Source organism: Gammaproteobacteria bacterium (assembly GCA_009845905.1).
Lineage (GTDB): Bacteria > Pseudomonadota > Gammaproteobacteria > Steroidobacterales > Foliamicaceae > Foliamicus.
Map to the genome: position 1 here is coordinate 24,827 of VXYS01000009.1, position 24,669 is coordinate 49,495.

At 64.2% G+C, this 24,669-nt stretch carries 22 protein-coding genes; 10 read left to right on the forward strand and 12 right to left on the reverse strand.

The annotated features are described in order from the left end of the window. Positions 1 to 25: 25 nt before the first annotated feature. Complete coding sequence (locus F4036_07650) at positions 26 to 472, forward strand: DUF192 domain-containing protein (protein ID MYK37608.1); 447 nt, start codon at positions 26 to 28, stop codon at positions 470 to 472. Between the two features lie 4 nt (positions 473 to 476). On the opposite strand, the gene F4036_07655 is transcribed toward F4036_07650, so the two are convergent. Genes F4036_07655 through F4036_07670 form a run of 4 tightly spaced genes read right to left on the reverse strand, consistent with a single transcriptional unit; the run spans position 477 to position 8,080 of the window. Further along, positions 477 to 2,591, reverse strand: a complete 2,115-nt coding sequence (locus F4036_07655; protein ID MYK37609.1) for a hypothetical protein — start codon at positions 2,589 to 2,591, stop codon at positions 477 to 479. 22 nt (positions 2,592 to 2,613) lie between these two features. After that, positions 2,614 to 5,319 carry a serine hydrolase gene (locus F4036_07660; protein MYK37610.1) on the reverse strand — a complete coding sequence of 902 codons (2,706 nt, stop codon included), beginning with the start codon at positions 5,317 to 5,319 and terminating at the stop codon, positions 2,614 to 2,616. A 15-nt stretch (positions 5,320 to 5,334) separates the two neighbouring features. Continuing rightward, positions 5,335 to 5,811, reverse strand: coding sequence for an RraA family protein (locus F4036_07665; protein ID MYK37611.1), 477 nt, complete (start codon positions 5,809 to 5,811; stop codon positions 5,335 to 5,337). A gap of 7 nt (positions 5,812 to 5,818) precedes the next feature. Then, positions 5,819 to 8,080: a TonB-dependent receptor gene (locus F4036_07670; GenBank protein ID MYK37612.1), complete on the reverse strand. Its 2,262-nt coding sequence runs from the start codon at positions 8,078 to 8,080 to the stop codon at positions 5,819 to 5,821. 135 nt (positions 8,081 to 8,215) lie between these two features. Here F4036_07670 and F4036_07675 point away from each other — a divergent pair, with 135 nt between their 5' ends. Then, positions 8,216 to 9,130 carry a GntR family transcriptional regulator gene (locus F4036_07675; protein ID MYK37613.1) on the forward strand — a complete coding sequence of 305 codons (915 nt, stop codon included), beginning with the start codon at positions 8,216 to 8,218 and terminating at the stop codon, positions 9,128 to 9,130. A gap of 123 nt (positions 9,131 to 9,253) precedes the next feature. On the opposite strand, the gene F4036_07680 is transcribed toward F4036_07675, so the two are convergent. The 3 genes from F4036_07680 to F4036_07690 are packed head-to-tail and all read right to left on the reverse strand — an operon-like array spanning position 9,254 to position 12,247. Next, entirely contained in the window at positions 9,254 to 10,756 is a 1,503-nt protein-coding gene (locus F4036_07680) for a tripartite tricarboxylate transporter permease (GenBank protein MYK37614.1), read from the reverse strand. Further along, the gene (locus F4036_07685; GenBank protein ID MYK37615.1) at positions 10,756 to 11,205 is read right to left on the reverse strand and encodes a tripartite tricarboxylate transporter TctB family protein; all 450 of its coding nucleotides are present in this window, start codon (positions 11,203 to 11,205) and stop codon (positions 10,756 to 10,758) included. Before F4036_07685 ends, F4036_07680 begins: the two co-directional genes overlap by 1 nt. Positions 11,206 to 11,224: 19 nt before the next feature. After that, complete coding sequence (locus F4036_07690; protein MYK37616.1) at positions 11,225 to 12,247, reverse strand: tripartite tricarboxylate transporter substrate binding protein; 1,023 nt, start codon at positions 12,245 to 12,247, stop codon at positions 11,225 to 11,227. Positions 12,248 to 12,312: 65 nt separating this feature from the next. Between F4036_07690 and F4036_07695 the strand changes: the two genes are divergently transcribed. The 8 genes from F4036_07695 to F4036_07730 all read left to right on the forward strand — a co-directional run bounded on the left by F4036_07695 (position 12,313) and on the right by F4036_07730 (position 19,048). Then, positions 12,313 to 13,377: an isocitrate/isopropylmalate dehydrogenase family protein gene (locus F4036_07695; GenBank protein MYK37617.1), complete on the forward strand. Its 1,065-nt coding sequence runs from the start codon at positions 12,313 to 12,315 to the stop codon at positions 13,375 to 13,377. A gap of 16 nt (positions 13,378 to 13,393) precedes the next feature. Further along, positions 13,394 to 14,056, forward strand: a complete 663-nt coding sequence (locus F4036_07700) for an arylsulfatase (GenBank protein ID MYK37618.1) — start codon at positions 13,394 to 13,396, stop codon at positions 14,054 to 14,056. Between the two features lie 11 nt (positions 14,057 to 14,067). Further along, entirely contained in the window at positions 14,068 to 15,342 is a 1,275-nt protein-coding gene (locus F4036_07705; protein MYK37619.1) for a four-carbon acid sugar kinase family protein, read from the forward strand. Between the two features lie 4 nt (positions 15,343 to 15,346). After that, positions 15,347 to 15,982 carry an aldolase gene (locus F4036_07710; protein MYK37620.1) on the forward strand — a complete coding sequence of 212 codons (636 nt, stop codon included), beginning with the start codon at positions 15,347 to 15,349 and terminating at the stop codon, positions 15,980 to 15,982. Position 15,983: 1 nt separating this feature from the next. After that, a complete protein-coding gene (locus F4036_07715; GenBank protein MYK37621.1) occupies positions 15,984 to 17,567 on the forward strand; it encodes a hypothetical protein in 1,584 nt (527 codons plus the stop codon). Beyond that, on the forward strand, positions 17,564 to 18,379 hold the full coding sequence (locus F4036_07720) for a phytanoyl-CoA dioxygenase family protein (GenBank protein MYK37622.1): 816 nt from the start codon (positions 17,564 to 17,566) through the stop codon (positions 18,377 to 18,379). The genes F4036_07715 and F4036_07720 overlap by 4 nt, the downstream gene beginning before the upstream one ends. 65 nt (positions 18,380 to 18,444) lie before the next feature. After that, the gene (locus F4036_07725) at positions 18,445 to 18,702 is read left to right on the forward strand and encodes a type II toxin-antitoxin system Phd/YefM family antitoxin (GenBank protein ID MYK37623.1); all 258 of its coding nucleotides are present in this window, start codon (positions 18,445 to 18,447) and stop codon (positions 18,700 to 18,702) included. After that, positions 18,689 to 19,048 (forward strand): type II toxin-antitoxin system VapC family toxin, encoded by a 360-nt coding sequence (locus tag F4036_07730; protein MYK37624.1) that lies wholly within the window; start codon positions 18,689 to 18,691, stop codon positions 19,046 to 19,048. Before F4036_07725 ends, F4036_07730 begins: the two co-directional genes overlap by 14 nt. Positions 19,049 to 19,134: 86 nt before the next feature. On the opposite strand, the gene F4036_07735 is transcribed toward F4036_07730, so the two are convergent. The 5 genes from F4036_07735 to F4036_07755 form a co-directional block, all read right to left on the reverse strand. Next, a complete protein-coding gene (locus tag F4036_07735; protein MYK37625.1) occupies positions 19,135 to 20,529 on the reverse strand; it encodes a hypothetical protein in 1,395 nt (464 codons plus the stop codon). Next, on the reverse strand, positions 20,522 to 21,397 hold the full coding sequence (locus F4036_07740) for an ABC transporter ATP-binding protein (protein ID MYK37626.1): 876 nt from the start codon (positions 21,395 to 21,397) through the stop codon (positions 20,522 to 20,524). Before F4036_07740 ends, F4036_07735 begins: the two co-directional genes overlap by 8 nt. 2 nt (positions 21,398 to 21,399) lie before the next feature. Beyond that, a complete protein-coding gene (locus F4036_07745; GenBank protein MYK37627.1) occupies positions 21,400 to 21,813 on the reverse strand; it encodes a GntR family transcriptional regulator in 414 nt (137 codons plus the stop codon). Positions 21,814 to 21,945: 132 nt separating this feature from the next. Next, positions 21,946 to 23,979 carry an elongation factor G gene (locus F4036_07750; protein ID MYK37628.1) on the reverse strand — a complete coding sequence of 678 codons (2,034 nt, stop codon included), beginning with the start codon at positions 23,977 to 23,979 and terminating at the stop codon, positions 21,946 to 21,948. Positions 23,980 to 24,015: 36 nt separating this feature from the next. Then, entirely contained in the window at positions 24,016 to 24,639 is a 624-nt protein-coding gene (locus F4036_07755) for an SRPBCC family protein (protein MYK37629.1), read from the reverse strand. Between the last annotated feature and the right edge of the window lie 30 nt (positions 24,640 to 24,669).

Genomic DNA, 24,669 nt, shown 5'->3' on the forward strand with positions numbered 1-24,669 from the left:
ATTGTAGCGGGTACATACTTGCGCCGTGGAAATCAGGGTTTTGGCACTGGCGATGTTGCTGCTGGCCTGGCAAGCGGCCGGCGGACAGAATCTCGACCGGCTGCCGCAGGCGAAGGGAGTGCTGGCGGCATCCGCGGGGCAGTGCGTGTTCCTGGACTTGTGGCTGGCCCGGACCCGCGAGCAGCAACTCCGCGGCCTGATGCACGTGCGCGACGTGCCCGACGCGTGGGGGATGCTGTTCGTCTACGGCCGTGAACAGGAAATCGGCATGTGGATGAAGAACACCCATGTTTCGCTGGACATGCTGTTCATCCGCGCCGACGGCAGCATCGCCAGCATCGCGACCGACACGCGGCCGCTGAGCCTGAAGACCATCCGCTCCGGCGAGCCCGTCTCCCGCGTGCTGGAGCTGAAAGCCGGCTCGGTGAAGCGCTGGGGCGTCAAGCCGGGCGACCGCCTGCTGTCGCCTTAACGGGTCACGGTTTCAGTCCGTAGAGCGGTTGCTCGCCTTCGACCTCGCCAAGCACGATTGCCGGCTCCCTGCCCTCCGGCCAGGCCTCGACGTGGAGATACACGCGGCGGCGAACGCCCGCTTCCGCATTGCCTTCGAGACTCACCGGCTCGAACACCGATACGTACTGAACGTCGCATCGATCAGGCCTTATGCGCGCTACGAAGAACCCGTGCGCGTCGGCGTCCACGTAGTTCATGTACGGATTCACCTCGGGATCCGAGACCTGGAGAACCTCCGCCGGACCCGCTCCGCTGAACACGGCGTCGGCGGACGCGGCGCCGTGCAGCATCCAGGCGTTCAGCGAAGGCATGATCGCCTGGTCGTGGCCCTGGGCATTGCCGTCGAAGGTCACGAGTCTGCTGACCTCGGGATCGTGGGCGGACAGTTCCCTCTGGATGATCATCCGGCTGACCGCGCTGACCGCGCCGCCCGCGAATTCGGGCATTACGGCCACCGGACCGTCGGCATCGAAGTCATCGTAAATGACCCCCGCCAGGTGCGCGTGGCGGTCGCCGGTCAGGGAAACGACATTGACGATCCGCTCGTCCCGAATGAAGGAACAGATCTCGGTTCGTTCGACCGGGTAGCCGTCCCATCCGTCGGTCCATAGCAGTCCGTTCCTGTGGCCGCCTTCGCGGAAACTGTCGTCGAAACCATGGCGGATCAGGCCCACGTTCAAGCCCAGCAGCTTCCACCTGGCTCCGCTGTTCTTCAGGCCGCTCTTCAACCAGGTCTTCTGACGCCGGCCAAGCATCGAGCCCATCGGCATGTCCCTGCGCGGGTTCGGCAATGTCGTGCCCAGGTAAACGATTTCATCCGGCGGATTGCCGCCATTTGCGGTGCGGCCCGCGTTCAGGGTGCGGATCAGCAACGGATCCACCGGTGCTTCCGGATAGGGGTGGCGCCCGATCGACAGCAGCTCCTGGGACAGCCCGCGCGGTCCCCTGTAGCTGCGGCCGTCGATCACGAACAGTTCCGCGAGATCGCCCCACTTCAGCGAGCGATAGATCGTCATCGAATTGATCGCCGCCAGATTGTTGGGCTCATGGCTGAGGTAGTGATCGTCAAAGTCGCCGGCGGGCGTCGCGGTCACGTCAACCGGCTCGAAATCGCTCGCATGCGATTCCTCGCCGTCGCGGCCCCCGGCGCTCAGCGCCGCGGGAACGTATTCGAACCATGCCTGGTTGGACGCGACCTTCAGTTCCGCGATGGACTGCTCCCGGTAGTAGCTCTGCCAGTAGTCGTTCAGCAGTTCATGGTCGTCCCAGATCTGCACGAACGGATACAGCGCCCTGGCCTCCTGCAGATCGGGGTCCGTCAGGTACCTCTTGTACAGCCAGCGATAGTCGTCCAGATCGACGGGGGCTATCCAGTTTCGTCCCGCCACTCGCCCGCCGGACGGAAACGGCTCGCACCGGCGCACGCTGCCGTCGCTGTTCATCAGTTTCAGGCGGTTGCCGTTGTGGTCGGGTTCCGCAATCGTGTCCGGCCCGCGAATCGATTCGTAGATGTAGTCGCCGACGTGCATCACGAAGTCGATCCGGTCTTCGGGCCGCGCGGCCCGGTCGTCGAGAATCAGCCGCCGATAGGCGGTGAAGTAGCCCTGTTCGTAGTCCTGGCAGGAAAACACCGCGATATTGAGCTGTCTTGCCTTTCCGGCCGGCGCCGTCCGGGTCCTTCCCGTGCGGCTGCTGCCGCCGTCCGGGTCGATAAAGCGGTAGTAGTAGAACCGGTCGGGACCGAGGTCCGTGATCAGGACCCGAACCGTGTGGTCCAGTTCGGGCAGCGCGGCGATCCCGGTCTCGGCGATCACGGAGTCGAATGACGGGTCCGTCGCAATTTGCGCGGTCAGACGCACGGCATCCGTATCCCCTTCCACCCGGGTCCAGATCACGACGGCGTCGGATTGGGGATCGGCCGATGCGACGCCCTGCGGGAAAGAGAACCGCGACGGGCGCCCGCCCGGCCTGGCGCAGCTGCCCAATGCCGCGGGGGCCGCGCCGACCACGAAGCAGCCGGCCGCGGCCGAGAAATATCGGAGCAGATCGCGCCGGGAAATCACGCTTGCCGGTGCCACTGTCACGGTCCGCGCGGCGCGCTCAGGACCCCGCCAGGCGGTCGCGAATCTGCCGCAGCAGGTTGACCTGATGCGCCCGGTCCGCGTCGTCGAAGGTGGTCGCCAGGTAAACCGCGACCAGATCGTGCCGCTGATTCACATAGATCATCTGTCCGAGCCCGCCCGACGCAAGCAGTTCGCCCTCGGAACTGTTCGCCACGCGGAACTGGTTATGGTAGAAGACCGCCGGTCCGAACCGGGCCCGCTCCTCTTCGTTATTCATTGCCTGGCGAACGCCGTCATTGCCCGCTATCGTCCGCCGGATCCATGACCGGGGAACGATCTGCCGGTCGAAGAAATGCCCGTCGCCTTCGATCATCAGTCCGAGCCGGGCAAGGTCGCGCAATGCGGCGCCTATACCCGCGGTCGCGAATCCATGCCCGGCCGGGTCGACAATGACGATGGCGTCGCGTTCCGCGCCCAGCCTCGACCAGAGCTTCTCCGCCAGCACCTCCTGCCAGTTGCGCCGATAGGCGCGCGAAATCCACCAGGCGACAATCTCCGTATTCACGGGCGAGTAGAAGAAATTGCTGCCGTGTTCGCCGTGCGCGGGAACCGTGGCGGCCAGCTCCAGCGTATTGCGATAGGGAAACTCGTCGAAGCGGCGTTGGAAACCTCCGGCCATGAAGTTCAGAAGCCGATAGGAACGCGGGTCGTCCCAGCTCATCAGCGTCTCGACGCCGACGGCCATGTCGAGGGCGTGCTGCAGACCGGCGTTCGCCACGCCGGCGCCCGCCAGTTCGGGCAGGACGTCGCCGATAGGCTGCTCGAGGTCCAGGCGGCCTTCCGCATGGGCGATGCCGGCGAGCAGGCCGACGAACGACTTGGAAACCGAGTTGAGTTGATGGCGTGCGTCCGGCGCAAAGCCGTTGTAGTAGAGCTCGGCCAGGATCGCGCCCTGATGGACCAGAATGAAGCCGTCCGTGCCGATCGAGGCCAGGATCTCCTTCAGCGGCGCAGGTTCGCCGTTCTTCCCGGCGAATGAAGCCGTCGCGAGCGTGCAGTCGCCATAGGGAAGTTCGCTGACCGGACCTTGGCCGCGGCTGATGGGATCGACCCTCAGAATCTTCGACACGTTCTGGTGCGACCACAGCACCTGCTCGTAGTCCCGGGCCCAGGCGAGTCCGTCCGTAACGATCCGGTCCTGTGCGACCGGCACGCCGCGCATGTACTGCGACCTGTTGGCGATTTCGAGCCGTTCCGGTCCGCAGGTTGAAGCCTGCGGTTTTTGGGCGCTTCGATCCCGCCCTGAGCTTCCGGTGGGGTGGCCGCGTTCGAGGGACGCGTCGATTTCCCGGATCAGGTCGACCTGAAAATTGCGCAGCGGCCTCGACGGGGTCACCGACAGAAACACGGCAACGACGTTCGACTCCATGTTCACGTAGATGCGTTGTCCCATGTGCCCCTGGGCGACGAACTCGCCCTGCTCGCCGTTCAGCACCCGGAAGTGATTGCGGTAGAAGGCGACGTGGGGCCGCTTCGCCGCCTCCTCCGAGGCCTGCCAGGCCGCCAGCGCCCGGGCGTCGCCGGTGCGCACGTCGTGCAGCCAGTCCGCGGGCAGGATCTGCTCGCCGTTCAAACGACCTTCCTGCTCCAGCATCAGGCCGAAGCGCGCGAAATCGCGGAGCGTGGCGCTGAACCCGGCCGTGGCGAAACCGTGCCCGCCCGGATCGACCGTGATCAGCGCATCATGCTCGGCGCCCAGCCGGGACCAGATGCGCTCGGCGAACGCCTCCTGCCAGTTCCTTCCTTCCAGCCTCGAAATGATCCAGCCCAGCGTTTCGGTGTTGCCCGGGTTGTACAGGCCGGCTTCGCCATGCGTTCCGGCCTTCTCCACCGACTGCAGGAACTCGAGCGTGTTCGCAAAAGGAAAATCGGCGGACCGCGACTGAAATCCGCCGGCCCTGGAATTGAGGTCCACTTGCGAAGTGGGATCCGACCGGTCGTGGTTCCAGACCACGTTCGTGGTCATGTCCAGGGCCTGGCGAATGGTCGCGTCGCCGTAACCGGAGACCGCCAGTTCCGGCAGGTAATGCTCGACCGTCTGCGCCAGGTCCACGCGGCCTTCGTGAATCAGGATGCCCATCAGCGAGCCGACCAGCGACTTCGTGACCGAGAACCCGATGTGACGGCGGCCCGGCCCGAAACCGTTGAAGTAGACCTCGGCGCGCACGACGCCGTCCTTCAGAAAAATGAACCCGTCGACTCCCATGTCCTTGAGAATCCGCTGGAGCGGCGCGCGCGTCGAGTCCGGAGCCATGAACGGCTGCTGCAGCAGCCCGGTCCGTTCGTAGGCCAGCGGAAGAACCGGCCCGGCGCCCCGGCTGACAAATTCCGTCGGCAGGATCTTGCTTATGTTCTGGAACGACCATTTGCCCTTGTCCGGGTCGAGCGCCCAGGAGTGGTCGCTGTCAACGAGCCTGTCGGGCGGCGGCGGAAGTCCGCCCATGTAGTCCGTCTGGTACTCGCGCTCGACGATCACGTACGGCGGATCGGCAGGCAGGTTCTCCCGGGGAACTTCGCACGCTGCAATTGCGAACATAGTGGCGGTGAGCAGGACGAGCGTGCTCCCGGGAGGGAAGGCGTCCCGCCTTCCCGGAGGACGGGACGTCCTCCCTCCCAGGCGACGCCGGGCGGCCCCGCCGCCTACATCCTTGCCGTATCTTGCGGCTGCCAGCCGGCCGGTCATTGTGTCAGCGGGCCTTTACTTCAGTTGCTTCGCGGAGACGAGAACGCCGTCTTCGTCGCAATAGACCCAGTGGCCCGGCTGGAATCGAACGCCACCGAACTCGATCGGGACATCCACCTCGCCGGCGCCCGTCTTGGAACTCCTGGCCGGGTTTACGCCCAGGGCCTTTACGCCCACCTCCACTTTGGCGACTTCCGACGAATCCCGAATCGCCCCGTTGATGATCACGCCGGACCAGCCGTTGGCCGCGGCACGGGCGGCCAGCATGTCGCCCAACAGCGCCCTGGCGGTTGAAGCGGCGCCGTCGACTATAAGGACGCCGCCATTGCCCGGCTCCCCGAGCATCTCCTTCAAGCGGGCGTTGTCCTCAAAACACCGGACCGTTCGAATCCGCCCGGCAAACCGGGCACGGCCACCGAAGTCGCGAAACTGGGTCGCGCAGGTCGAACTGCTGTCCTCGTGGTCGTCGGACAGGTCGGTGGTAGGCCGCAATGTAGCCTCAGAACGGGGCGGTGGCCCGCAGTCCCCACTCCGCCGGCCTGCCGCGTTGCCGCCAGTTCGCGCCCACGACCCGGCTGTTCACGAAGCCGTTCATGTCGTAGATCTCGTCGGTCACGTTGCGGCCGAAGGCCGTGAGCGACCAACGCTCGAATTCGTAGGTGGCGCTCACGTTCAGGAGACCGTACGAATCCTCGCCGTCGCGCTCATCGACCGCGCCGGTTGCGTCCCACAGCAACTCGTCACGCCAGGAGTAGTCCGCCCGGAGACGCAATTCGTGGCCGTTCGCCAGAGGAGCAGAATAAATCGCCGACAGTGAGTACGAGAGTTCCGGCGCGAACGGGAGCGCCTCGCCGACCACCAGCAGCACGTCGCCACGGAATTCGTCGATCACGTCCTCGTTGTACTGCGTATCGAGGAACCCGACGCTGGCCTGAATGACGAACCGGTCGCTCGCCAGCGCCGAGATCTCGGCCTCCAGTCCGCTGGCCTCGGCGCTGCCGGCATTGAAGAATGTGCGGACCTGGGATCCGCTGTTCGGATCGAACAGCGTGGTGCGCACATGAAGGTCCTCGTAATCCATGAAGAAGGCCGCCAGATTGGCCCGAACCCGGCCGTCCGCCCAGTCCGCCTTCATACCCACTTCGTACGACCAGAGCGTCTCTTCGTTGAACGGGAGCAGGAAGTTGTTGCCCTGACTGTCTACTAGAACGGTGTCGCCGATCCCTCCCGACTTGAACGCCTGGGCTGCGGTGACGTACAGCATGGTCGCGTCGTTGAGGTCGTACTCAAGAGAAACCCGGGGGGACGTATTGGACCAGTCGCCCTTGGCCGATGCGCTGATGGTCGCCGGCCGGGTGCTGCGCCCGCGGGTCGACGAACTGGCTTGCGACTTCTCCTCGTTCATGTAACGAAGGCCGAGCGTCACCCGCGCGCGTTCGGTCAGGGAATAAGTGCCGCTGGCGTAGAACGCGTAGCTGTCGAGATCCTGCTGAATCGAATTGCCCGTGTTGTAATCGCGAATGCGGGGCACGATCCCGACAAACGGAATGGCCGAATTGGAGTTGCCGGCCGCCGCACCGAAATCCAACTCGTCGCGGAGGTAGTAGACGCCGGTCGTCAGGTTCAGCCGGTCCTGCAGGTAAACGCCATTCAGCTGAAACTCCTGGCTGAACGTTTCGCCGTCCAGCCAACGCCGGTTGTTCGACACCTCCAGGACCGAACCGTCGGCGTCGAAGCCATCCGACGTTTCGTAGGTCTTGAACGAGGTAAGCGAAACAATGGTTGCGGCGCCGAATTCGAATTCCAGCCGGCTGGTGACGGATTCCTGGTCGGTCTTGTTTCGCGCCAGCGGGTCGGTGGCGTTCGAACTCAATGGATCGGTGGCAATGGACGATTCTGCGTAGCGCGGACCCGGAATATGGCCCCCGTCCACCAGCGCGTTGTATTGCGCGGGCAACCGCGCGTTCGGGTTGACCCAGGCGTGGTAGATCGGCGATCCGTTGGAATCCGTGCGCATCTGGTCGGCGCTCAGCAACCAGGTCGCCGTATCCGACAGGTTCCAGAGTGCGGCAATGCGAAAGCCCGTATTGTCCTGACTTCCGAAGTCCAGGTCGTTCGGTGTTTCTATGTAGCCGTCGGCATTTCGGGAAATGGCCGACAACTGGATGGCAAGCTGATCCTGGATCAGTGGAATATTCACCGAGGCCCTGGCATCGATCCGACTGAAACTGCCGACGGCAACGGACACTTCCCCGCCCGTCTCGGCCGTGTTCGGACGTCTTGAGATCACGTTGATCGCGCCGCCCAGCGCATTCTTGCCGTAAAGGGTCCCTTGCGGTCCGCGCAGCACTTCGATGCGCTCGACATCGAGCAGGTCGAAAAGGCCGCCCCAAACGTTGGTCCGGTAGATTCCGTCCACGTAGGTGCCGACGCCCTGGTCGAGATTGACGCGGTTGGAGGTCTGCCCGATCCCCCGAATGAAAACGATGGCGTTCTGCGAACCGGTGCCCGACGTTCCGATCTGCAGGTTGGGCGTGGAATCCGCGATGCTGAACAGGTTGCTGATCGTACGATCCGCGAGTTCCTCGCTTGTGAACGCCGTAACGGCCACGGGAACATCCTGAAGGCTTTGTTCGCGTTTCTGGGCCGTGACGATGATTTCCTCCAGTTCCGCCTGGGCCGACGCGGTCTGGACCACGGACAATCCCAGGAGCAGGGCGCCGGCGGCGCCGAACAGCCTTGAAATTCTCGAATGACGCATAATTTCGTCCCCAAAAGAGTATTGGTTTATTCTAATTCAAAATCCAATCCTGTCACAACGTGGAGGAATTGGTAAACTGAACTTTGTATTACTTTGCCGATCGGCGCAATTCATGACCCATACCAGGATGCCGGCATGGCCGAACTGAGAAACGGCGACCTCGCGCGCAGGACGGCGCACGAGATCCTGGTCATGATCCAGTCCGGCGACATCAAGCCGGGCGACCATCTCCGGTCGCAGTCGCTGGCCGACAAGTTCGGCGTTTCCCGCTCACCGGTGCGCGACGCCATGCACCTGCTGTCCGACAAGGGCGTTCTCGAGCAGCGCAGGAACCGCGGCTTTTTCGCGACCGACAAGCGGCCCGGCCGGATCGAGCAGCTGGTGCAGGCTTCGTCGCAAAACCTGGAAGACCAGGACGTCTATCGGCGGCTCGCCGAGGACTGGCTGACCGACGCGATCGACGAAGAGGTCACGGAGCTTTTCCTGCAGACGCGCTACGACCTGACCAAGGCCGAGCTGAAGGACATCCTGCTTCGGGCCACGCGGGAAGGCTGGGCGGAGCGCAAGAAAGGATACGGCTGGCGGTTCCTTCCGGTGGCGAAGACGCCGCAGGCGTTCGAGCAGATCTACCGCCTGCGCATGACGATCGAACCCGCCGCGATACTCGAGCCCACGTTTACCCCCGACCGGAAGCGATTGACGGAACTGCGCGACGACCAGGAACGACTACTCGAAACCGACGTCGAGAAGCTGCGTCTCGAACGTCTTCTGAACACCGGTTCCGACTTTCACGAGAGTCTCATTCAGCTTTCCGGCAACCCCTTTTTCCATATGTCGCTGGTCCAGGCCAACCGCATGCGCCGGCTTCTCGAGTACCGGGCGAAACTCGACGCGGACAGGCTTTATTCGCAGTGCAGGCAGCACATCGAGATCATCGACCTTCTGGCCGCGGGCGAACTCATCGAAGCATCCTATGCGCTGAAGAAGCACCTGCAGGGGGCGCTCGCGAAGAAGACCGGCTCGCGCCGCCCCGACCTCGTCGACTTCTAATGGGTAGCCCTGCCTCGTAGCCCCCCTTTCCGGGAGTTTGTGAGCCAGGGATGGCGGAACAAAGCTCCATGGATGGATTCATGCGGCTCCCGGAAAGGGGGGCTACGAGGCAGGGCGGGCAAGCTAGTGGCGCAGTGCGCGCAGGCGGACTATGGCGGCCGCAACGAAGATCGATACCGTTACGGCGGTCAACGCCAGTGAGATCGGCCGGGTGACGAAAATCCGCAGGCTTCCGTCACCGATCAGCAGAGACTGGAGGAAAGCGTTCTCCGCCATGCCGCCGAGCACGACGGCAAGAACCGTGGCGGCCGGCGAATAACCGAACCGCTTCATGCCGAAGCCCAGCAGGCCCGTCGCGAGCAGGATCCACGTTTCGATCATGCTCGAATGCAGCGCGAACGTGCCCACAATACAAAGCGTCACGATCACGGGCACGACCAGGCGGTAGGGAACGTCCAGAAACTTGATGAACAGGGGAATGGCCACCACGCTCATCAGCACCAGCATCAGGTTGCCCAGGTACATGCTGCCGATCAGGGCCCAGACGAAGTCCGGATTATCGACGATGAGCATCGGTCCCGGCTGCAGGCCCCACATCAGCAGGGCGCCGAGCAGGACCGCCGTGGCCCCCGATCCCGGGATTCCGAGAGAGATCAGCGGCACCATCGCCCCCGCGGACGCCGCATTGTTGGCCGCCTCGGGCGCCACCAGGCCGCGGATGTCGCCCTTGCCGAATTCCCCGGGGTCCCTGGCCACTCTCTTCTCGACCGAATAGGCAAGAATCGAACCAATCGTTGCCCCGGAGCCCGGCAGCACGCCTGCGATGAAACCGATCAGCGATCCGCGCGCGAACGTAAAGCGGGAAATCCGGAAGTCTCCGGCCCGCGGCCAGAACGCCCTGGAAAAAATCGTCACGCTGATGCGCTTCGCGGGCTTCTTGTGTTCGCCGGTGTAGATGCAGTTCAGGAGTTCGCCGATTCCGAACAGCCCGATCGCCACCGGAACGAAGTAGATGCCGTCTATCAGTTCCGGCGAACCGAACGTGAACCGCTGCGCGCCGCTGATGACGTCCACGCCGACGGTTGATATGGCGAACCCCAGGAGCGCGGAGATGATGCCCTTGAGCAGGCTGTCGCCCATCAGCGTAGCCAGCAGCAGCAGCCCCAGGAAAACAATGAGGAAGTATTCGGACGGGCCGAATGACGCGGCGAAACTCGAAAGCGCGGGAGCAAATGCGCATATCAGGACGACGCCGACCGCGCCCCCGACGAAAGAGGCGACCGCCTGCATGACGAGCGCCGGTCCGGCCCGCCCGGCCTGCGCCAGCGGGTAGCCGTCGAGCGTCGACGCCACGGTGGCGGACTCGCCCGGGGTGTTGATCAGAATCGAAGTGATGGTTCCGCCGTACATGGCCCCGTAGTAGATGCCGGCCAGCAGGATGATCCCCGTCGTGGGTTCCAGCCCCAACGTCATCGGAATCAGGATCGCGATTCCCGCGGCCGGCCCGAATCCGGGAAACAGGCCGACCAGCATTCCCACGGACACGCCCACAACGAGGAAGACCAGGTTCTCGAGCGACAAGGCCAGAGCGAGACCCGACGCAAGATTGGCAAAGAGGTCTTCCATTAGTACAACGGCGCCAGCACGCCCTGCGGAAGTCCCGCCTGCAACACGACTTCGAACAACAGGTAGACCGCGGCCGAGAAGGCCACGGCGTATACGGCGTTGAACCATCCCCGGCCGCGATTGAACCGGTAGAGATACAGGCCGGTAAACGCGAATATCGTCAACAGGCTGCCGGCATACGGCAGCAATACCAGGAAAAGGGCGATCAGGCCCGTCATTTCGGCCACGTCGCGCCAGAGCGCGTCAAGCGCCGTCCCCGCCTCCCGTTGCCTGCGATACTCGCGGATGCCGTTGGCGGCGGTCGTGGCGATCAGCAGGACGCCGACGATTGCGGGGAAGAAACCCGGGCCGAGGCGATCCGCCCTGTCAAGCAGGTCAAGGGAATACAGTGCGTATCCCGTATACGACAGGGAAAACGCAAGCAAGGCCATCGAAAAGAGGAAACGCATCGCGGGCCCTGGCGTTCGGTCAGTGGATTGAACCGAACGAATTCAGGATACGGCGATATTCCGAGTCCGTCCTGCCGAGATAGTCCCCGAAGTCATCCCCCCAGAGCACGGCGGCCGACAGGCCCCTGGATTCCAGGTAGTTCTTCCATTCCGGGGTGGCGACCACCTTCTTGAGCACGTCAATCCACCAGTCGCGAACATCGGCCGGAATGTCGGCGGGCATGACGATACCGCGCGGCACCGCGAATTCGACCTCGTAACCCTGCTCGACGAAGGTCGGAACCTCCGGATAGACCGTGCTCCTGGAATCCGCCGAGTACGCAAGCACCCGGAAGTTGCCGGCCGCGACCTGGCCCATGACCTCCGACGGATTCGAGACGAGGGCGTGGAGACTGCTGGACGTTAGGCCGGTCAGCAGGCCCGATCCGTTCTGAAATGGAACGTAGGTGAATTCGATTCCGGCCGACTCGGCTAACAGGCCCGCAACGACCCGGTCCGGTCCGGTCGCCCCGTTTCCGCCGATCTTCATATCAGATTGCCTGGCGCGGGTGACGAACCCGTCAATCGAGACAAACGGGGAATCGGTGCGCACGACCAGGAACATCGCGTCGAGGGCAAGCAATGCGATCGGCGTGAAATCGCGCCAGGTCCAGCTTGTTTCCGACACGATGGGCGTGGTCAGGAAGCTCCCGCTGGTCGATGTAATGACATAGGCGTTCCCGGCCTGCCGCGCCACGCGGCCATATCCGATCGCGCCGCTGCCGCCGGGGCGATTCTCGATCCGAACGTGCTGCTCGCCGTACAGCCCGTATTGCCTGATAATGTCAACGACCGTGCGCGACATCAGATCGTTGCCGCCGCCGGGACCGAATGCAACGGTATAGGTCAACGGCCTGACCGGGTACGCGGACTCCGCCTCGGCATCGGCCCACGCGAAAGCCAGGGCAAGTATCAATGCGACGCGGGACATATCCAGACGATTATGGGTTTTTGCACAACAAAATACACAACCGTCCCCGAAATTCGTTCTTTTGGCACCCATATTGCATTTTGTCACACATTTAGCCAATATGTAACGCTTCGTCACGGCCTGCGGCGCGAATCACGATGAATTTCCTGGTATTACCTTGCGACGGCATCGGACCGGAAATCATAGAAGCTTCGATGACGGTGCTCCGCGCACTGGGCGGCAAAGTCGGGCTGGACCTGGACTACGAGTATGACGACGTCGGCTTTGCGAGTCTCGAAAAGCACGGGACGACCCTGCGCGACGAGGTGCTTGAAAAAGCTCGGGATTGCGACGGCATCATCCTGGGAACCCAGTCGCACGCCGACTATCCGCAGCCGGAAAAGGGAGGGCGAAACGTGTCCGCCGGATTCAGGGTGGGGCTGGACCTCTACGCCAACATCCGGCCTGCGCGCACGCGGCCGTTTATTCCGTCCAATCTCGCCGGGGGCAAGACGATGGACCTCGTGATCATGCGCGAGGCTACCGAGGGCTTTTATCCCGATCGGAACATGACGCGGGGCTGGGGTGAAGTCATGCCGAGCCCGGACATGGCGTTGTCCACGCGGAAGATCACGCGCCACTGCAGCGAGCGCATTGCCCGCCAGGCGTTTGCATGGGCGATGAAGCGCAGGAAGAAGGTCACGGCAATCCACAAGGCCAACAGCTTTCACATGACCGACGGCCTTTTTCTGGAGGCGGTGCGCGACGTCGGCCGGGATTTCCCGGAAGTGGAACTCGAGGAGCTCCTGGTCGATGCGGCGGCGGCTCACCTGGTGCGTACTCCGGAGGCGTTCGATGTGCTGGTGACCACCAATTTCTACGGCGATATTCTGAGCGACCTTACCAGCGAACTCTCGGGCAGCCTCGGACTGGCCGGATCGGTCATGGCCAGCGACACGCTGTGCTGCGCCCAGGCGCAGCACGGTTCCGCACCGGACATCGCGGGCAGGAACATCGCCAACCCGGCGTCGATGATGCTTTCGATCGCGATGCTGCTGTCCTGGATCGGCGAGCACCGCGACCGGCCGAAGTATCTTGAAGCGGGATCGATCATGACCGCCGCCGTGGACAAGGCGCTGGAAGACCCGACTACCAGGACCAGGGATCTCGGCGGCGGCGCATCGACCGCCGCGTTCTCGGAGGCTGTCACGGACGCGATCTGAGGCTGAACGCCGCACCATGGACCAACGGCGAATCACCGTCATTCACGCGACCGAAGCGTCGATGGCGCCCGTTGCCGATGCGATTGAGCGGAACTGGAGCGATACCGAGCTGACCCATGTCCTCGACGACGGCCTGTCGCGGGACCGCCAGCGCCAGCCGCAGCTGACGGAAGATCTGCGCCGGAGAATTCACACGCTCGCGGCTTATGCCGCCGATTGCGGCGCCGAGGCAATACTGTTCGCCTGTTCGGCGTTTGGCGAGGCGATCGAGGCGGCGGCGGGGCAGATGTCCATTCCCGTACTGAAACCCAACGAAGCGATGTTTCGCGCCGCGCTGGATTGCGGCGACGCGCTGGCGCTTCTGGTCACGTTCGAGCCGGCAGGTCCGGCCATGGCCGCCGAGTTCGCGGAACTGGCGGGCTGCGCGCAGCCCTCGGCGCGCCTGACGACCGTTTACGTTCCCGGTGCACTCGACGCCTTGCGCCGCGGCGACGAGACGACGCACAACTCGCTGATTGCGGCCGCCGCCGGCCGGGTATCGGGCGCCGACGCCATCATGCTGGGCCAGTTCTCCATGGCCTGCGCGAACGCGGATTGCGAACGCGCCACCAGCGTCCCGGTCTTCACCAGTCCGGATTCGGCCGTCGTGCAGCTTCGCGCTCTACTTGGCGGGGACTGAGGCGCCGCGATATGTTGCTCGGAGTCATCGCCGACGATTTCACCGGCGCCAGCGATATCGCCAACGCCATCTCGCGCGGCATGGCCGGCGACGACGGACTGGCGGCGACGATTTACCTGGGCGTGCCGGAAGGCGCCGATACCCGGGCGGTCGATGCCGGCGTCGTGGCATTGAAGAGCCGATCGATCGCGGCGGGCCGTGCCGTCAGCGAGTCGTTGCGGGCCCTCGAATGGCTGCTGTCGCAGGGCGCGAGCCAGATTTTCTTCAAGTACTGCTCCACCTTCGACTCGACCCCGGAAGGCAACATCGGTCCGGTTGGCGAAGCGCTGGCCGATGCCCTGGGCGTCATGGGCGTCGTGGCCTGCCCCGCTTTTCCCGAGAACGGCCGCACGGTGTACCAGGGCCACCTGTTCGTCCATGACCGGCTTCTCAATGAGTCCGGAATGGAGAAGCACCCGCTCAACCCGATGACGGACCCGGACATCCGGCGCTGGCTTCGCGCCCAGACGCAGGCGCCCGTGGGCCACCTGCCCCTGGACACCGTTCGCAAGGGACCGGCGGAGGCGTCGCGGGCCCTGAACGAATGCGCCGATTCCGGCAACGTGCTGGTCATCGCCGACGCAGTCGAAGACGGTGATCTCGCGATACTTGGCGATGCCGTCAAACGCTCGCCCCTGGTGACCGGAGGCTCCGCCCTGGCGGCCGCCCTGCCCCGCAACTTTCCGGCCAGCGCCCGATCCTCGGGTGCCATGGACGCCGCCGGGGCGGTCGATGGACCGGGCGTCGTGCTGGCCGGAAGCTGCTCGAAGGCCACGCGGATGCAGGTGGAAATCCATGCCGGGAATCACCCGTCCATCGCCATTGACATTGCCGCCGTGATGGAGGGCCGGTTTGCGGCCGCCGAGTTGTTTGCGTCGCTCGAGCAATATCGCGGCAGGTCGCCGCTGGCCTATTCGAGCGACGCGCCGGACAGCGTCTCCCGGCTCCAGAATCGGTACGGCGTCGAAAGGATCGCCGCAAAACTGGACGGACTGTTCGGAAGCACGGCGGTCATGCTCAGGCAGGCAGGCTTCGATCGCATCGTGGTGGCCGGCGGCGAAACGTCGGGCGCCGTGATCGATGCACTGGCTCCGGCGCGGCTCGCGGTGGGCCGGGAAATCGACCCGGGCGTGCCGGCCCTGTACTCGCCGGATGCGGGCGATGGCTATGCGATTGCGTTGAAGTCGGGGAATTTCGGGGCGCCGGACTTTTTCGAGAAGGCCCTGGCCGTAATGGCGGGACAATAGTGACGTGAATACTGAAAACAGGCTGCGGGACGAAATCGCCCGGCTCGGCCGTTCGCTTTTCGAGCGCGGGCTGACGTCCGGCAGCACCGGGAACCTGTCCGCGCGCCTCGACGACGGCGGATACCTGGTGACGCCCACCGACACCAGCCTGGGCTTTCTCGATCCGGCCAGGCTGTCGCGGCTCGATTCCGAAGGCAACTGGATCGACGGAGACAAGCCGACCAAGGAAGGATTCATGCACCTTTCCATGTATCGCGCGGACGCGGACCGGCGAGCCGTCGCGCACCTGCATTCCACCTACTCCGTGTGCCTGTCCTGTCTTCGCGGCCTGGATACCGAAGACATGCTTCCGCCGATTACTCCCTACGTGCTGATGAAGGTCGGCCGGGTGGCGAAGGTCCCCTTCTTCCCGCCCGGCGATGAAGCGCTGGGCCCGGTCATCGAGGAAAAGGCCCGGACCCATTCCGGCATCATCATCGCCAATCACGGCCCGGTCGTGGCCGCCCGGTCGCTGCGGGCCGCCGTGTTCGGCATCGAGGAGGTGGAAGAAAGCGCGAAGCTGGCTTTTCTCCTGCGCAACGAGGACGTCGAGCTAATTCCCGAGGACTACCGGCAGACCTTGCTGAAGTCGGGGAAGTAGCGTGGACCGAAGAGAGTTTCTTTACCAGGCGGGCCTGTTCTCCACGTCGGCTTTGGTCGGGATGCCGGCCGCAGCGGCTCGGCAATGGTCCGAAGGCCGGATCAGGCACCTGATTCCGTTGTCGAACCACGACAGCATTCGGATCAAGGCGTCGTTTGCCGAACCGCAGTCCGGGCCTCGCCTGAAGATCGGCGCATCGGTATTTCCGGGCCGGCGGCGCGACAGCCAGGGTCGCTTCTGGTCGTTCCATGCCACGGGGCTGGAAAGCGACACCGAGTACGAGTTGCTGCTGCAATCCGCCGGGGGCGGCCCGTTGGCGGAAAGCTGGCCGCTGCGAACGGCGCCTGCCCTGGATGCGTCGAAGGAGCACCTGCGGGTGCTGCTCTACACCTGCGCGGGCGGTCCGGACGATGCGCAATGGCTGAACGGCGAATGGCGGTTCCTGCCGGTCGCCACCCGCCGGAGACTGCTGCGCCGGGCACTGGACTTCAGTCCCGATATCGCGATCGGCGTCGGCGATCAGACCTACTTCGACCAGTGGATTTCGCCCCGCAAGCGCGGCGGGCAGCACGCGGCCAACCGCGAGCGGATCTACGGGAGGTACGGCAAATTCGACCGCGACAGGCCGCTGTTCGGATCGAACAATGAGATCGTGCTGACAAGGTGCCTGAACGAACAGATCGCCAGCCTCTACGGGACCGACTTTCGCTCGGTTCCGCTCATCCTGACTCAGGACGACCACGATTATTTCGAGAACGACGAGGGAACGGACGAATTCGTGACCTTTCCACCCGGCAACTTCAGCGCTCGTCTCGGACGCGCGCAGCAGAGCCTGTACTTCCCGGAATTCCTGCCCGACCCCATGCGCCCGGTCCATCTCGCCGGTTCGCACGCCGACGGCATCAGCGAATCGTACGGCTCCTGTCGCTGGGGACAGCTGGCCGAGTTCCTCCTGTACGACTGCCGCCGGTTCATATCCCTTGCCGGACCGTCGGCACGATTCGTCGAAGAGGACGCCGAACGCTGGATCACGGCCCGCACCCGGGACGAGTCGGCCGTTCGCCACCTCGTGCAAGTTCCATCCACTCCTTTCGGCTGGACGGCTGGCAAGTGGGGCGAGTGGTATCCGGATGTCCTTCAGGCGGACGGCAGCCTCGGAGTGGAACAGGCCAAACCGTATTGGCAATCGGGATGGTTCAGCCAGCACCAGCGGCTGCTGTCGGCAATCGGCGGACAGAAGTCCCGGGTTCCGGTGGTCGTGTCGGGCGATCTGCATGCGGTCGCGGCCGGCCGACTACTCGAGAGCGGCGGGATGGGCCTGGACTCGCCCGTCAACGTGTTTCTTTCCGGTTCGATCGGCACGGGGAACGGTTGGCCAAGCAACGCCCGCGGAATCGGCGCGTCGCCGCCAAATGATGTGACAATCGACGAACGCCTGGAGCCCGTGGAAAGAAACGGTTTCACGATCCTTGACATCGATCCCGACGGCCTGACGGTCAGGCAGTTCGCATGGGACCGTGCTCTGGGAATTGAAGCCATCGACACGCTTGAGCCCCTTTCGGAGATACGACTGGATCGGAAATGACGGAAATGAACCTGAGCCCCAAGGAAATCCAAGCCTTTCACGAGGATGGAGTCGTCCCCTTGCGCGGCGTAGTTGACGCGGAGTGGCGGCGAGTCATTGCCGACGCCATCGAGGACGACATCGCGAACCCGGCGCCCTACTTTCACGGCTATGAGCCGGAGGACGGGAAGGGACGCTTTCACGGCAACCTGCGCACCTGGGAATTCCACGACGGCTTCCGGCGCTTCTGCTTCGAATCGCCCCTTCCGCGCATCGCCGCACGAATACTCGACTGCCGCAGGGTCAACCTGCTCTACGACCAGCTTTTCGTGAAGGAACCCGGCACGGCCAATCGCACCCGCTGGCACAACGACCAGCCGTACTGGTCCGTCAAGGGCTACCAGATCCTGTCGTTCTGGGTGGCCCTGGATCCCACCAACGCCGAGACCGGCGCGCTCGAGTTCGTGCGCGGCTCCCATCGCTGGGGGCGGTTCTATCAGCCGGAGGTTTTCGGGCGGACCAACGTCGACGAATATGAAAGGAACCCGGATTACGTAACGGTGCCGGACATTGAGTCTGCGCGGGACGACTACGACATCGTCAGCTTCGATCTCGAACCCGGGGACGTCTACGCCTTCCATGCGCTGGTGCTGCACGGCGCCGGCGGCAACACCAGCGAACAGGTCCGCCGGCGCGGCTACACGGTCCGGTATACCGGCGACGACGTCATCTATTCCAGCCACCCAGGCACCAACCGGGCCCTGCGCAACAGCCTGCTCAAGGACGGCGACCGTCTCGACAGCGACCAGTACCCGCTCGTCTGGAAAGCCTGACGGCTAACGCGACCGCAAGGCCCGGCGACCCCCCACCTCCAGCCCAGTCTAAAAGTGGACATATAATGTGTCCACTTTTTCATATCAGGGAGTACGTCATGAAGACCGTGGGCGCGGCGAAGTTCAAGCAACAATGTCTGTCCCTGCTGGATCACCTCGATCCCGAGGGCCTCGTAGTTACCAAGCACGGCAAGCCGGTGGCGCGGGTTGTGCCCTACGAACGCGGGTTCGCTCCGCTGATCGGAAGCCTCAAGAACAAAATCGTCGTTAATGGTGACCTGCTGAGTACCGGATCCGCTTGGCAGGCCAATGCTGAATCTTGACACCCACATCCTGATCCACGCGCTCGGCGGTGGACTGCGCCCCCGCGAAAGGGAGTTGCTGGAGCGAAACGAATGGAGTATTTCCGCGATCGTGCTCTGGGAACTGGCCAAGCTGGCGCAGCTGGGCCGCATCAGGCTCGAACTCGATGACCGGGAAGTCATTCGAGTGCTTAGCGGAATTCACCAGTGGCCGATCAGTCTGGATATCGCGCGAACCTCGACCCGGCTCGATTTCACCGGCGACCCGGCAGATGAGTTAATTGCCGCGACCAGCGTCGTGCATCAAGTGCCGCTGCTTACACGCGACGGTGCTATCCTGGATTCCCGCCTCGTTCCGCTGGCTTAGTTGAACCATGGGGCGAGGAGAGAAGCGGGCAGTCCCCTTCTCGTCGAGGGCTGGAAGCACTCAACCCCCAGCGCTCGCCTCTTGGGTCAGGCGTTGCCGCCCGGCGAAACCCGTTGCAAGGGCTCGGGCTTGTCGGCGGCTGCCAGCGCGTACCGAAACACAAGGCTTGAGAGGGCCCAGGATGCGAACAGGCCTCCCGCCAGGAGCAGCGGCGCGAACTCCTGCAGCCGGGGATACATCACCGATGCGGTGAACCAGACGGACACGAGAACGGCAATCACCACGAGTGCGGCAATGTGCGCAATGTCCTGTTGAGGTCGAACCAGGAAAGCCGGACAAAGCAGCGCGCCGATGCCAACAGCGCCCGCCAGAGGCAAGGAGAGATCCGCGGCGGCCACAGGATCCAGCGCGTGGAGCAGCGGAAAGGCCAGCGCCAACTGAATCAGCACGAGGACTGCCGGCAGCAGCGTCACGCAGGCGCCAAGCCTGCTGGTGGAGAGCGGCAGGCCCTTGAGCACGCGGAAATTGGCGAAACGCGGCACCGTTACGGAGAACCCAACTACGACCAGGCAAGCAAATATCGATCCGCGCACCACCGGGTCGGCCAAGTCCATGTGCGAATACGGACCACTCAGCTCCAACAGGTCCCTTATCCAGATATCGATGGCGAAAAAAGCGCCAAGGGCGGCCACGATCGCGATCGGCATCCACAGACAGCCGGCCGTGATTGCGGCGAATCCCGCAAGGTTTCGCGCCAGCGGCAGCCGCTTGCGGATTGCCCGCCCGGGGGCCGCCGATCCTGATCTGGATCGCGACCTGCGCGCGGTCAGCAATGCCCGCGTTCGCGCGTAGCCGACACCCGACAGGGCTGCGCCCAGGGCCAGGAAAACCAGTGGATGCTCCGCTTGCCACGCATCCGGGGACCCCAGAAAACGGAACGTGCCGAGAAACGATCCAAAGAAGGCGTATTCCCCGGCCAGCCATGCCGTGATGAAGAGCGCCCAAGTCGCGATCATTGCCCGGCGTGGCGCGGACTCCCCGCCATACTTGCGCCCGGAATTCTCAAGCGCGTCCATACAGAAGCACAAGCCGGCTATCAGGAACGCTGAGGCAACGGCCATCGGCACGGCAATCCAGCCGACTCCGCCGGCCCAATAGGCAAACAGCCATGCGATCAGCGCGAGTCCCAGAGCCCAGGCCGTGGGAACACCGACAATCACAGCGCAATAGGCCTTCGCAAGTGCGCGTCGATCGATAGGCAGGTGCATCATGGCCCGAGTGAGCCCGCGTTGGTATTCGGCGAGAATGACGCCGACGAGCACGCCCGCGTAAGCCATGCCGGAGAGCGCCAGAGTAGAGCCGAACCCGTCGGGGCCGTTCAAGCTGTAACTCAGCAGCGACACGGCCATGTAGAGCGCACTGCCCAGCAACAGGAACCTGGACCTGCGCGTCAGAAAATCGCGCGCGATGCGGTTAATCATGTTCCCGGCCCTCGACCAGACCCGTGAAGAGTTCCTCGAGCGTAACGGGCTGCACGGATATGCCGGTCGCGCCGCAGCCGTCGAGGGCCTGGCGGTATTGGTCGGCGGAGTCCGTAAGGACGCGCTGCCGGTCGCCGTCGCGCTCGACCAGTCGGGCCCCGGATGGCGGCTCGCCGCCAAGCGTAAAACTCACTTGCCGATGGGTCTCCAGCAGTTGGTCGGTGCGCCCTTCCACCAGCAGCCTTCCGTCGTTGATGACTCCGATGTGATCCGTGAACCGCTCCAGATCGGCAAGATTGTGCGACGAGATCAGAACGGTATGGTCCTCGTCGCCCATCAGGGCCAGCAGTTCCGCGAACAGGTCCTTTTTCGAGAGCACGTCGAGACCGATGGCGGGCTCGTCCATGATCAGGACCCGGGGACGCCGTGCAAGCGCGAGGACCAGACCCAGCTTTGTGGCGCCGCCGAGCGAAAGCGACGCGATCTTTTCGTCCGGATCGATCCGGAAGCGCCTGAGCAGGTGGTCGCAGTAGGCCTGGTCCCAATCCGGATAGAAAGCGCGAATGAAGCGTATTGCGCGCCGCACATATTTCCAGGAAACGAAACTGGTGTGCGGACTGACGTAGGCAGCGGCGAGTTTCAAATCCATTTCGTCCTTCCTGTGGTCGTAATCGAGCACCTGGATTTCACCGGCTTCCGGAAGCCCCAGGCCGAAAATCAGGTCCAGCGTAGTGGTCTTGCCGGCGCCGTTCGGACCCACCAGGCCGTAGATGGCCCCAGCGGGGACGGTCAGATCCAGGGGGCCCAGTCGAAAACGTGGATATGTCTTGCTCAGGCCACGGATTTCGATAGCGTTTGTGCTTAGCATGACTATTCCTCGGAAAGTGTTTCTGTGGTGACCCGGCTTACGAAAGCCCTGGCCTCGGCGGAGCTCAGACCGGCCTCTCTGGCTTCCTGGATTGCCGAACGGATCAGTGCCTCCGCCTGCTCGCGCTTGGCGGCGCGGCTTCGCTCGCGGCCGTTGGCGGCGACGAAGGTGCCGAGTCCCTGGCGGCGGTAGATGATTCCTTCTCTCTCGAGCTCCTCGTACGCGCGGCGCACGGTGATGATGCTGACCAGCAGTTGCTCCGCAAGCAGGCGGAAGGAAGGCAGCGGCGTATCGCCGGCCAGGCGCCCCTCGCCGATCTCGCGCTTGAAGCCGTTGACGATCTGCTGATACAGCGCGCCGGGCGCGGCCGGTGAGATCGGACCGATCTGAACGGCGATTTCCCTGCGCTCACTCATATTGGTGTGTATATATAACATATACAGTTGAGCCAAGCAACGCGAGAGGAGCAGTCAGCATGCGCTTGCTGCCTGGGCTGGTTATTTCAGTGAGGGCGGGACGCCGCGAGGGACATGCCCTCGCTCCCCAGGCTAGTCGTCGCTGGGTTTGAAGGCTTGTTCGAGGGCTTTCTGGATGGGTGGCGGGGCGGTGGCGTAGTGGTCGAATTCCATCGTGTAGGCGCCCTCGCCTCCGGTCATTGACTTCAGCCGGGTCTGGAAGTCGCCCAGCTCGCCGATCGGCGCCTGCGCGGAGATGACCACCTGGTTGCCCGGGACGGAGTTGTTGCCGCTGATGCGGCCGCGCGAGCCGGACAGGTGGCCGGCGATGTCGCCCATGTGCTGGCCGGGCGTCGTGACCTCGATCTTCGCGATCGGCTCCAGCACGATGGGCCGGGCCTTGCCGATCGCGTCCAGGAAGGCCTTCTTGCCCGCGGCTACGAAGGCGACTTCCTTGGAATCCACCGGATGGTGCTTGCCGTCGTACACGGTCACGCGGATGTCCTGCAGCGGGTAACCCGCCACCGCGCCTTCCAGCAGCACCTGGCGCACGCCCTTCTCGACCGCCGGCATGAACTGGGACGGGATCACGCCGCCCACCACCTTGTCGACGAACTCGAAGCCGCCGCCGCGCGGCAGCGGTTCGATGTTCAGGAACACCTCGCCGAACTGGCCCGCGCCGCCGGTCTGCTTCTTGTGCCGGTGATGCCCCTCGGCCTTGCGCGTGACCGTCTCGCGGTATGCGATGCGCGGCTGCCGGGTCTCCACCTCGAGGTTGAACTCCTCGGCCATGCGGTCGAGGATGACGCGCAGGTGCAGTTCGCCCATGCCGCGCAGGACAGTCTCGTTGGCCTGCGAATCGAACTCCAGCAGCAGGCTGGGGTCCTCGGCGGTCAGCTTGGCCAGCGCGTCGGACAGCTTCTTCTCGTCGCCGCGCCGGGTCAGTTCCAGAACGACGCCGTGCATCGGCGCCGGCAGCGGCGCGTCCGCGAATTCGAGCCGGTCATGCGCGTGTTCCGCGTGCAGGACGCCCCCGTACGAGAGTTCGTTGATCTTCGAAAGCGCGGCGATGCCGCCGGGGCCGACCGACTGGACTTCATGCGACTCGGCGCCCTGCAGCGCGTACAGGTGGGCCGCCTTGATCGCCTTGCGCTGGTCGTCGAGATAAAGCGAATCGCCGATGTTCACCTGGCCCTGAAAGACGCGGAAAACGCCCATCTTGCCGACGTACGGATCGACGTTGATCTTGAACAGCAGCGCGACCGCGTCCGCGTCCTTGTCCGCCTTCAGCGTGACCGCCTCGCCGTTCAGCGAACACGCCGGCGGATTGCCCTCGCGCGGCGACGGCGCCAGCAGGTTCATCGCGTTGAGCAGCTGATTAATGCCGGACCCGGTGGCGGCGGATACGAAGCACACCGGCACCAGGTGGCCCCGGCGCAGCGCGCGTTCGAACGCGCCGTGCAGCTGCTCCGGGTTCATGTCCTCGCCCTCTTCCAGATACAGCTCCATCAGGTCGTCGTCCAGTTCCACGACCTGGTCGACGATGGCGGTGTGCGCCCCGGCTACGGAATCGAAGTCGGTGTCGGCGTCTTCCGGATTGAAATAGCAGTCGGCCACCCGCGCGGCATTGTCTGCCGGCAGGTTCAGCGGGATGCATTCGCGCCCGAAGGAGTCGCGTATCTGCTCCATCAGGCCGGGCAGGTCGGCGGTCTCGCTGTCGATATGGCTGACCACGATGAACCGGGCCAGCTTCATCTCCCCGGCCGCGTCCATCGCCCGGCGGGTCATCAGTTCGATGCCGGATGCGGCGTTGATGACCACCATGGCGGTCTCCGCGGCGGGCAGCACGCTCAGCGCCCGCCCGGCGAAATCCGCCGAACCCGGCGTGTCGATCAGGTTCACGCGGGCGTCGTCATGATCGAAATGACAAATCGACACGTCGGAGGAATACTGCAGGCGCTTCTCTTCCGGACGGTAGTCGCACACGGTGGTGCCGCGTTCGATGCTGCCGGGCGTCTTGATCGCACCGGAAGCCGCCAGCAGCTTCTCCGCCAGCACGGTCTTGCCGGCGCCGGAATGGCCGAGGAGAACGATGTTGCGGATGGAAGCGGTGGATGGATGGGTCATGCTCGGCAGTCCTCGGCTTTGCTCGAAGGGGCGGGTCTATGTGGCCAGGCTTTCGGGTTGCGCGGCCCCGGAATCGTCCGGGTCGCCCGGGACGTCCATAATCGCCGGCCCGGGTTCCTGTTGAGGCTGGTTTTCCAGGATTTCCTTTAGATTGGCCAGGCCCTGCTCGTAGGCGGGACCTACCATGCCGTCCATCATCAGCCCGACATAGCGCGCCACCGGGTTGCCGCCCATGTCCGTCTCCAGCGTCCAGGTGAGGATCGATCCTCCGGCGCCGCCGGCATCGATGAGGTAGTCGGCGTTGGCGAGGCCGCCGGTGCCGAAGTCGAGCGCCATGCGCACCCTGGAGTAAGGCTCGCTCAGGGTGATTTCCTGCATCCCGTCGCCCACCTGGGGATGATCGCTGTACCAGGTCATGCGCGATCCGGCGCCGGTGGCGGGTCCCTCGTAAACGTAACGCGTGGTGGGATCGATCTGCGCCCATGGTTGCCAGCGGTTGAACTGCTGGAAGTCGTTCACCATCGTAAACACCGCTTGCGGCGAAGCGTCGATTTCTACCGAGCGCTCGACTCGAACGTCGCGCGGAAGCAGGAAACCGACGACGAAAAACAACACCAGCAGCGCCACGATGCCGAGCAGTATTCTCTTGATGATGACCATGCCGAACCCCTCTTGCCGGAACCCCTGCCC

What these genes read in the sequence shown, in the direction of transcription:
- F4036_07660 (MYK37610.1), bottom strand. Translation starts at nt 5,319, where the DNA reads ATGACCGGCCGGCTGGCAGCCGCAAGATACGGCAAGGATGTAGGCGGC.
- F4036_07670 (MYK37612.1), bottom strand. Translation starts at nt 8,080, where the DNA reads ATGCGTCATTCGAGAATTTCAAGGCTGTTCGGCGCCGCCGGCGCCCTG.
- F4036_07675 (MYK37613.1), top strand. Translation starts at nt 8,216, where the DNA reads ATGGCCGAACTGAGAAACGGCGACCTCGCGCGCAGGACGGCGCACGAG.
- F4036_07680 (MYK37614.1), bottom strand. Translation starts at nt 10,756, where the DNA reads ATGGAAGACCTCTTTGCCAATCTTGCGTCGGGTCTCGCTCTGGCCTTG.
- F4036_07685 (MYK37615.1), bottom strand. Translation starts at nt 11,205, where the DNA reads ATGCGTTTCCTCTTTTCGATGGCCTTGCTTGCGTTTTCCCTGTCGTAT.
- F4036_07690 (MYK37616.1), bottom strand. Translation starts at nt 12,247, where the DNA reads ATGGGTGCCAAAAGAACGAATTTCGGGGACGGTTGTGTATTTTGTTGT.
- F4036_07695 (MYK37617.1), top strand. Translation starts at nt 12,313, where the DNA reads ATGAATTTCCTGGTATTACCTTGCGACGGCATCGGACCGGAAATCATA.
- F4036_07700 (MYK37618.1), top strand. Translation starts at nt 13,394, where the DNA reads ATGGACCAACGGCGAATCACCGTCATTCACGCGACCGAAGCGTCGATG.
- F4036_07705 (MYK37619.1), top strand. Translation starts at nt 14,068, where the DNA reads ATGTTGCTCGGAGTCATCGCCGACGATTTCACCGGCGCCAGCGATATC.
- F4036_07720 (MYK37622.1), top strand. Translation starts at nt 17,564, where the DNA reads ATGACGGAAATGAACCTGAGCCCCAAGGAAATCCAAGCCTTTCACGAG.
- F4036_07725 (MYK37623.1), top strand. Translation starts at nt 18,445, where the DNA reads ATGTGTCCACTTTTTCATATCAGGGAGTACGTCATGAAGACCGTGGGC.
- F4036_07730 (MYK37624.1), top strand. Translation starts at nt 18,689, where the DNA reads ATGCTGAATCTTGACACCCACATCCTGATCCACGCGCTCGGCGGTGGA.
- F4036_07735 (MYK37625.1), bottom strand. Translation starts at nt 20,529, where the DNA reads ATGATTAACCGCATCGCGCGCGATTTTCTGACGCGCAGGTCCAGGTTC.
- F4036_07740 (MYK37626.1), bottom strand. Translation starts at nt 21,397, where the DNA reads ATGCTAAGCACAAACGCTATCGAAATCCGTGGCCTGAGCAAGACATAT.
- F4036_07745 (MYK37627.1), bottom strand. Translation starts at nt 21,813, where the DNA reads ATGAGTGAGCGCAGGGAAATCGCCGTTCAGATCGGTCCGATCTCACCG.
- F4036_07750 (MYK37628.1), bottom strand. Translation starts at nt 23,979, where the DNA reads ATGACCCATCCATCCACCGCTTCCATCCGCAACATCGTTCTCCTCGGC.
- F4036_07755 (MYK37629.1), bottom strand. Translation starts at nt 24,639, where the DNA reads ATGGTCATCATCAAGAGAATACTGCTCGGCATCGTGGCGCTGCTGGTG.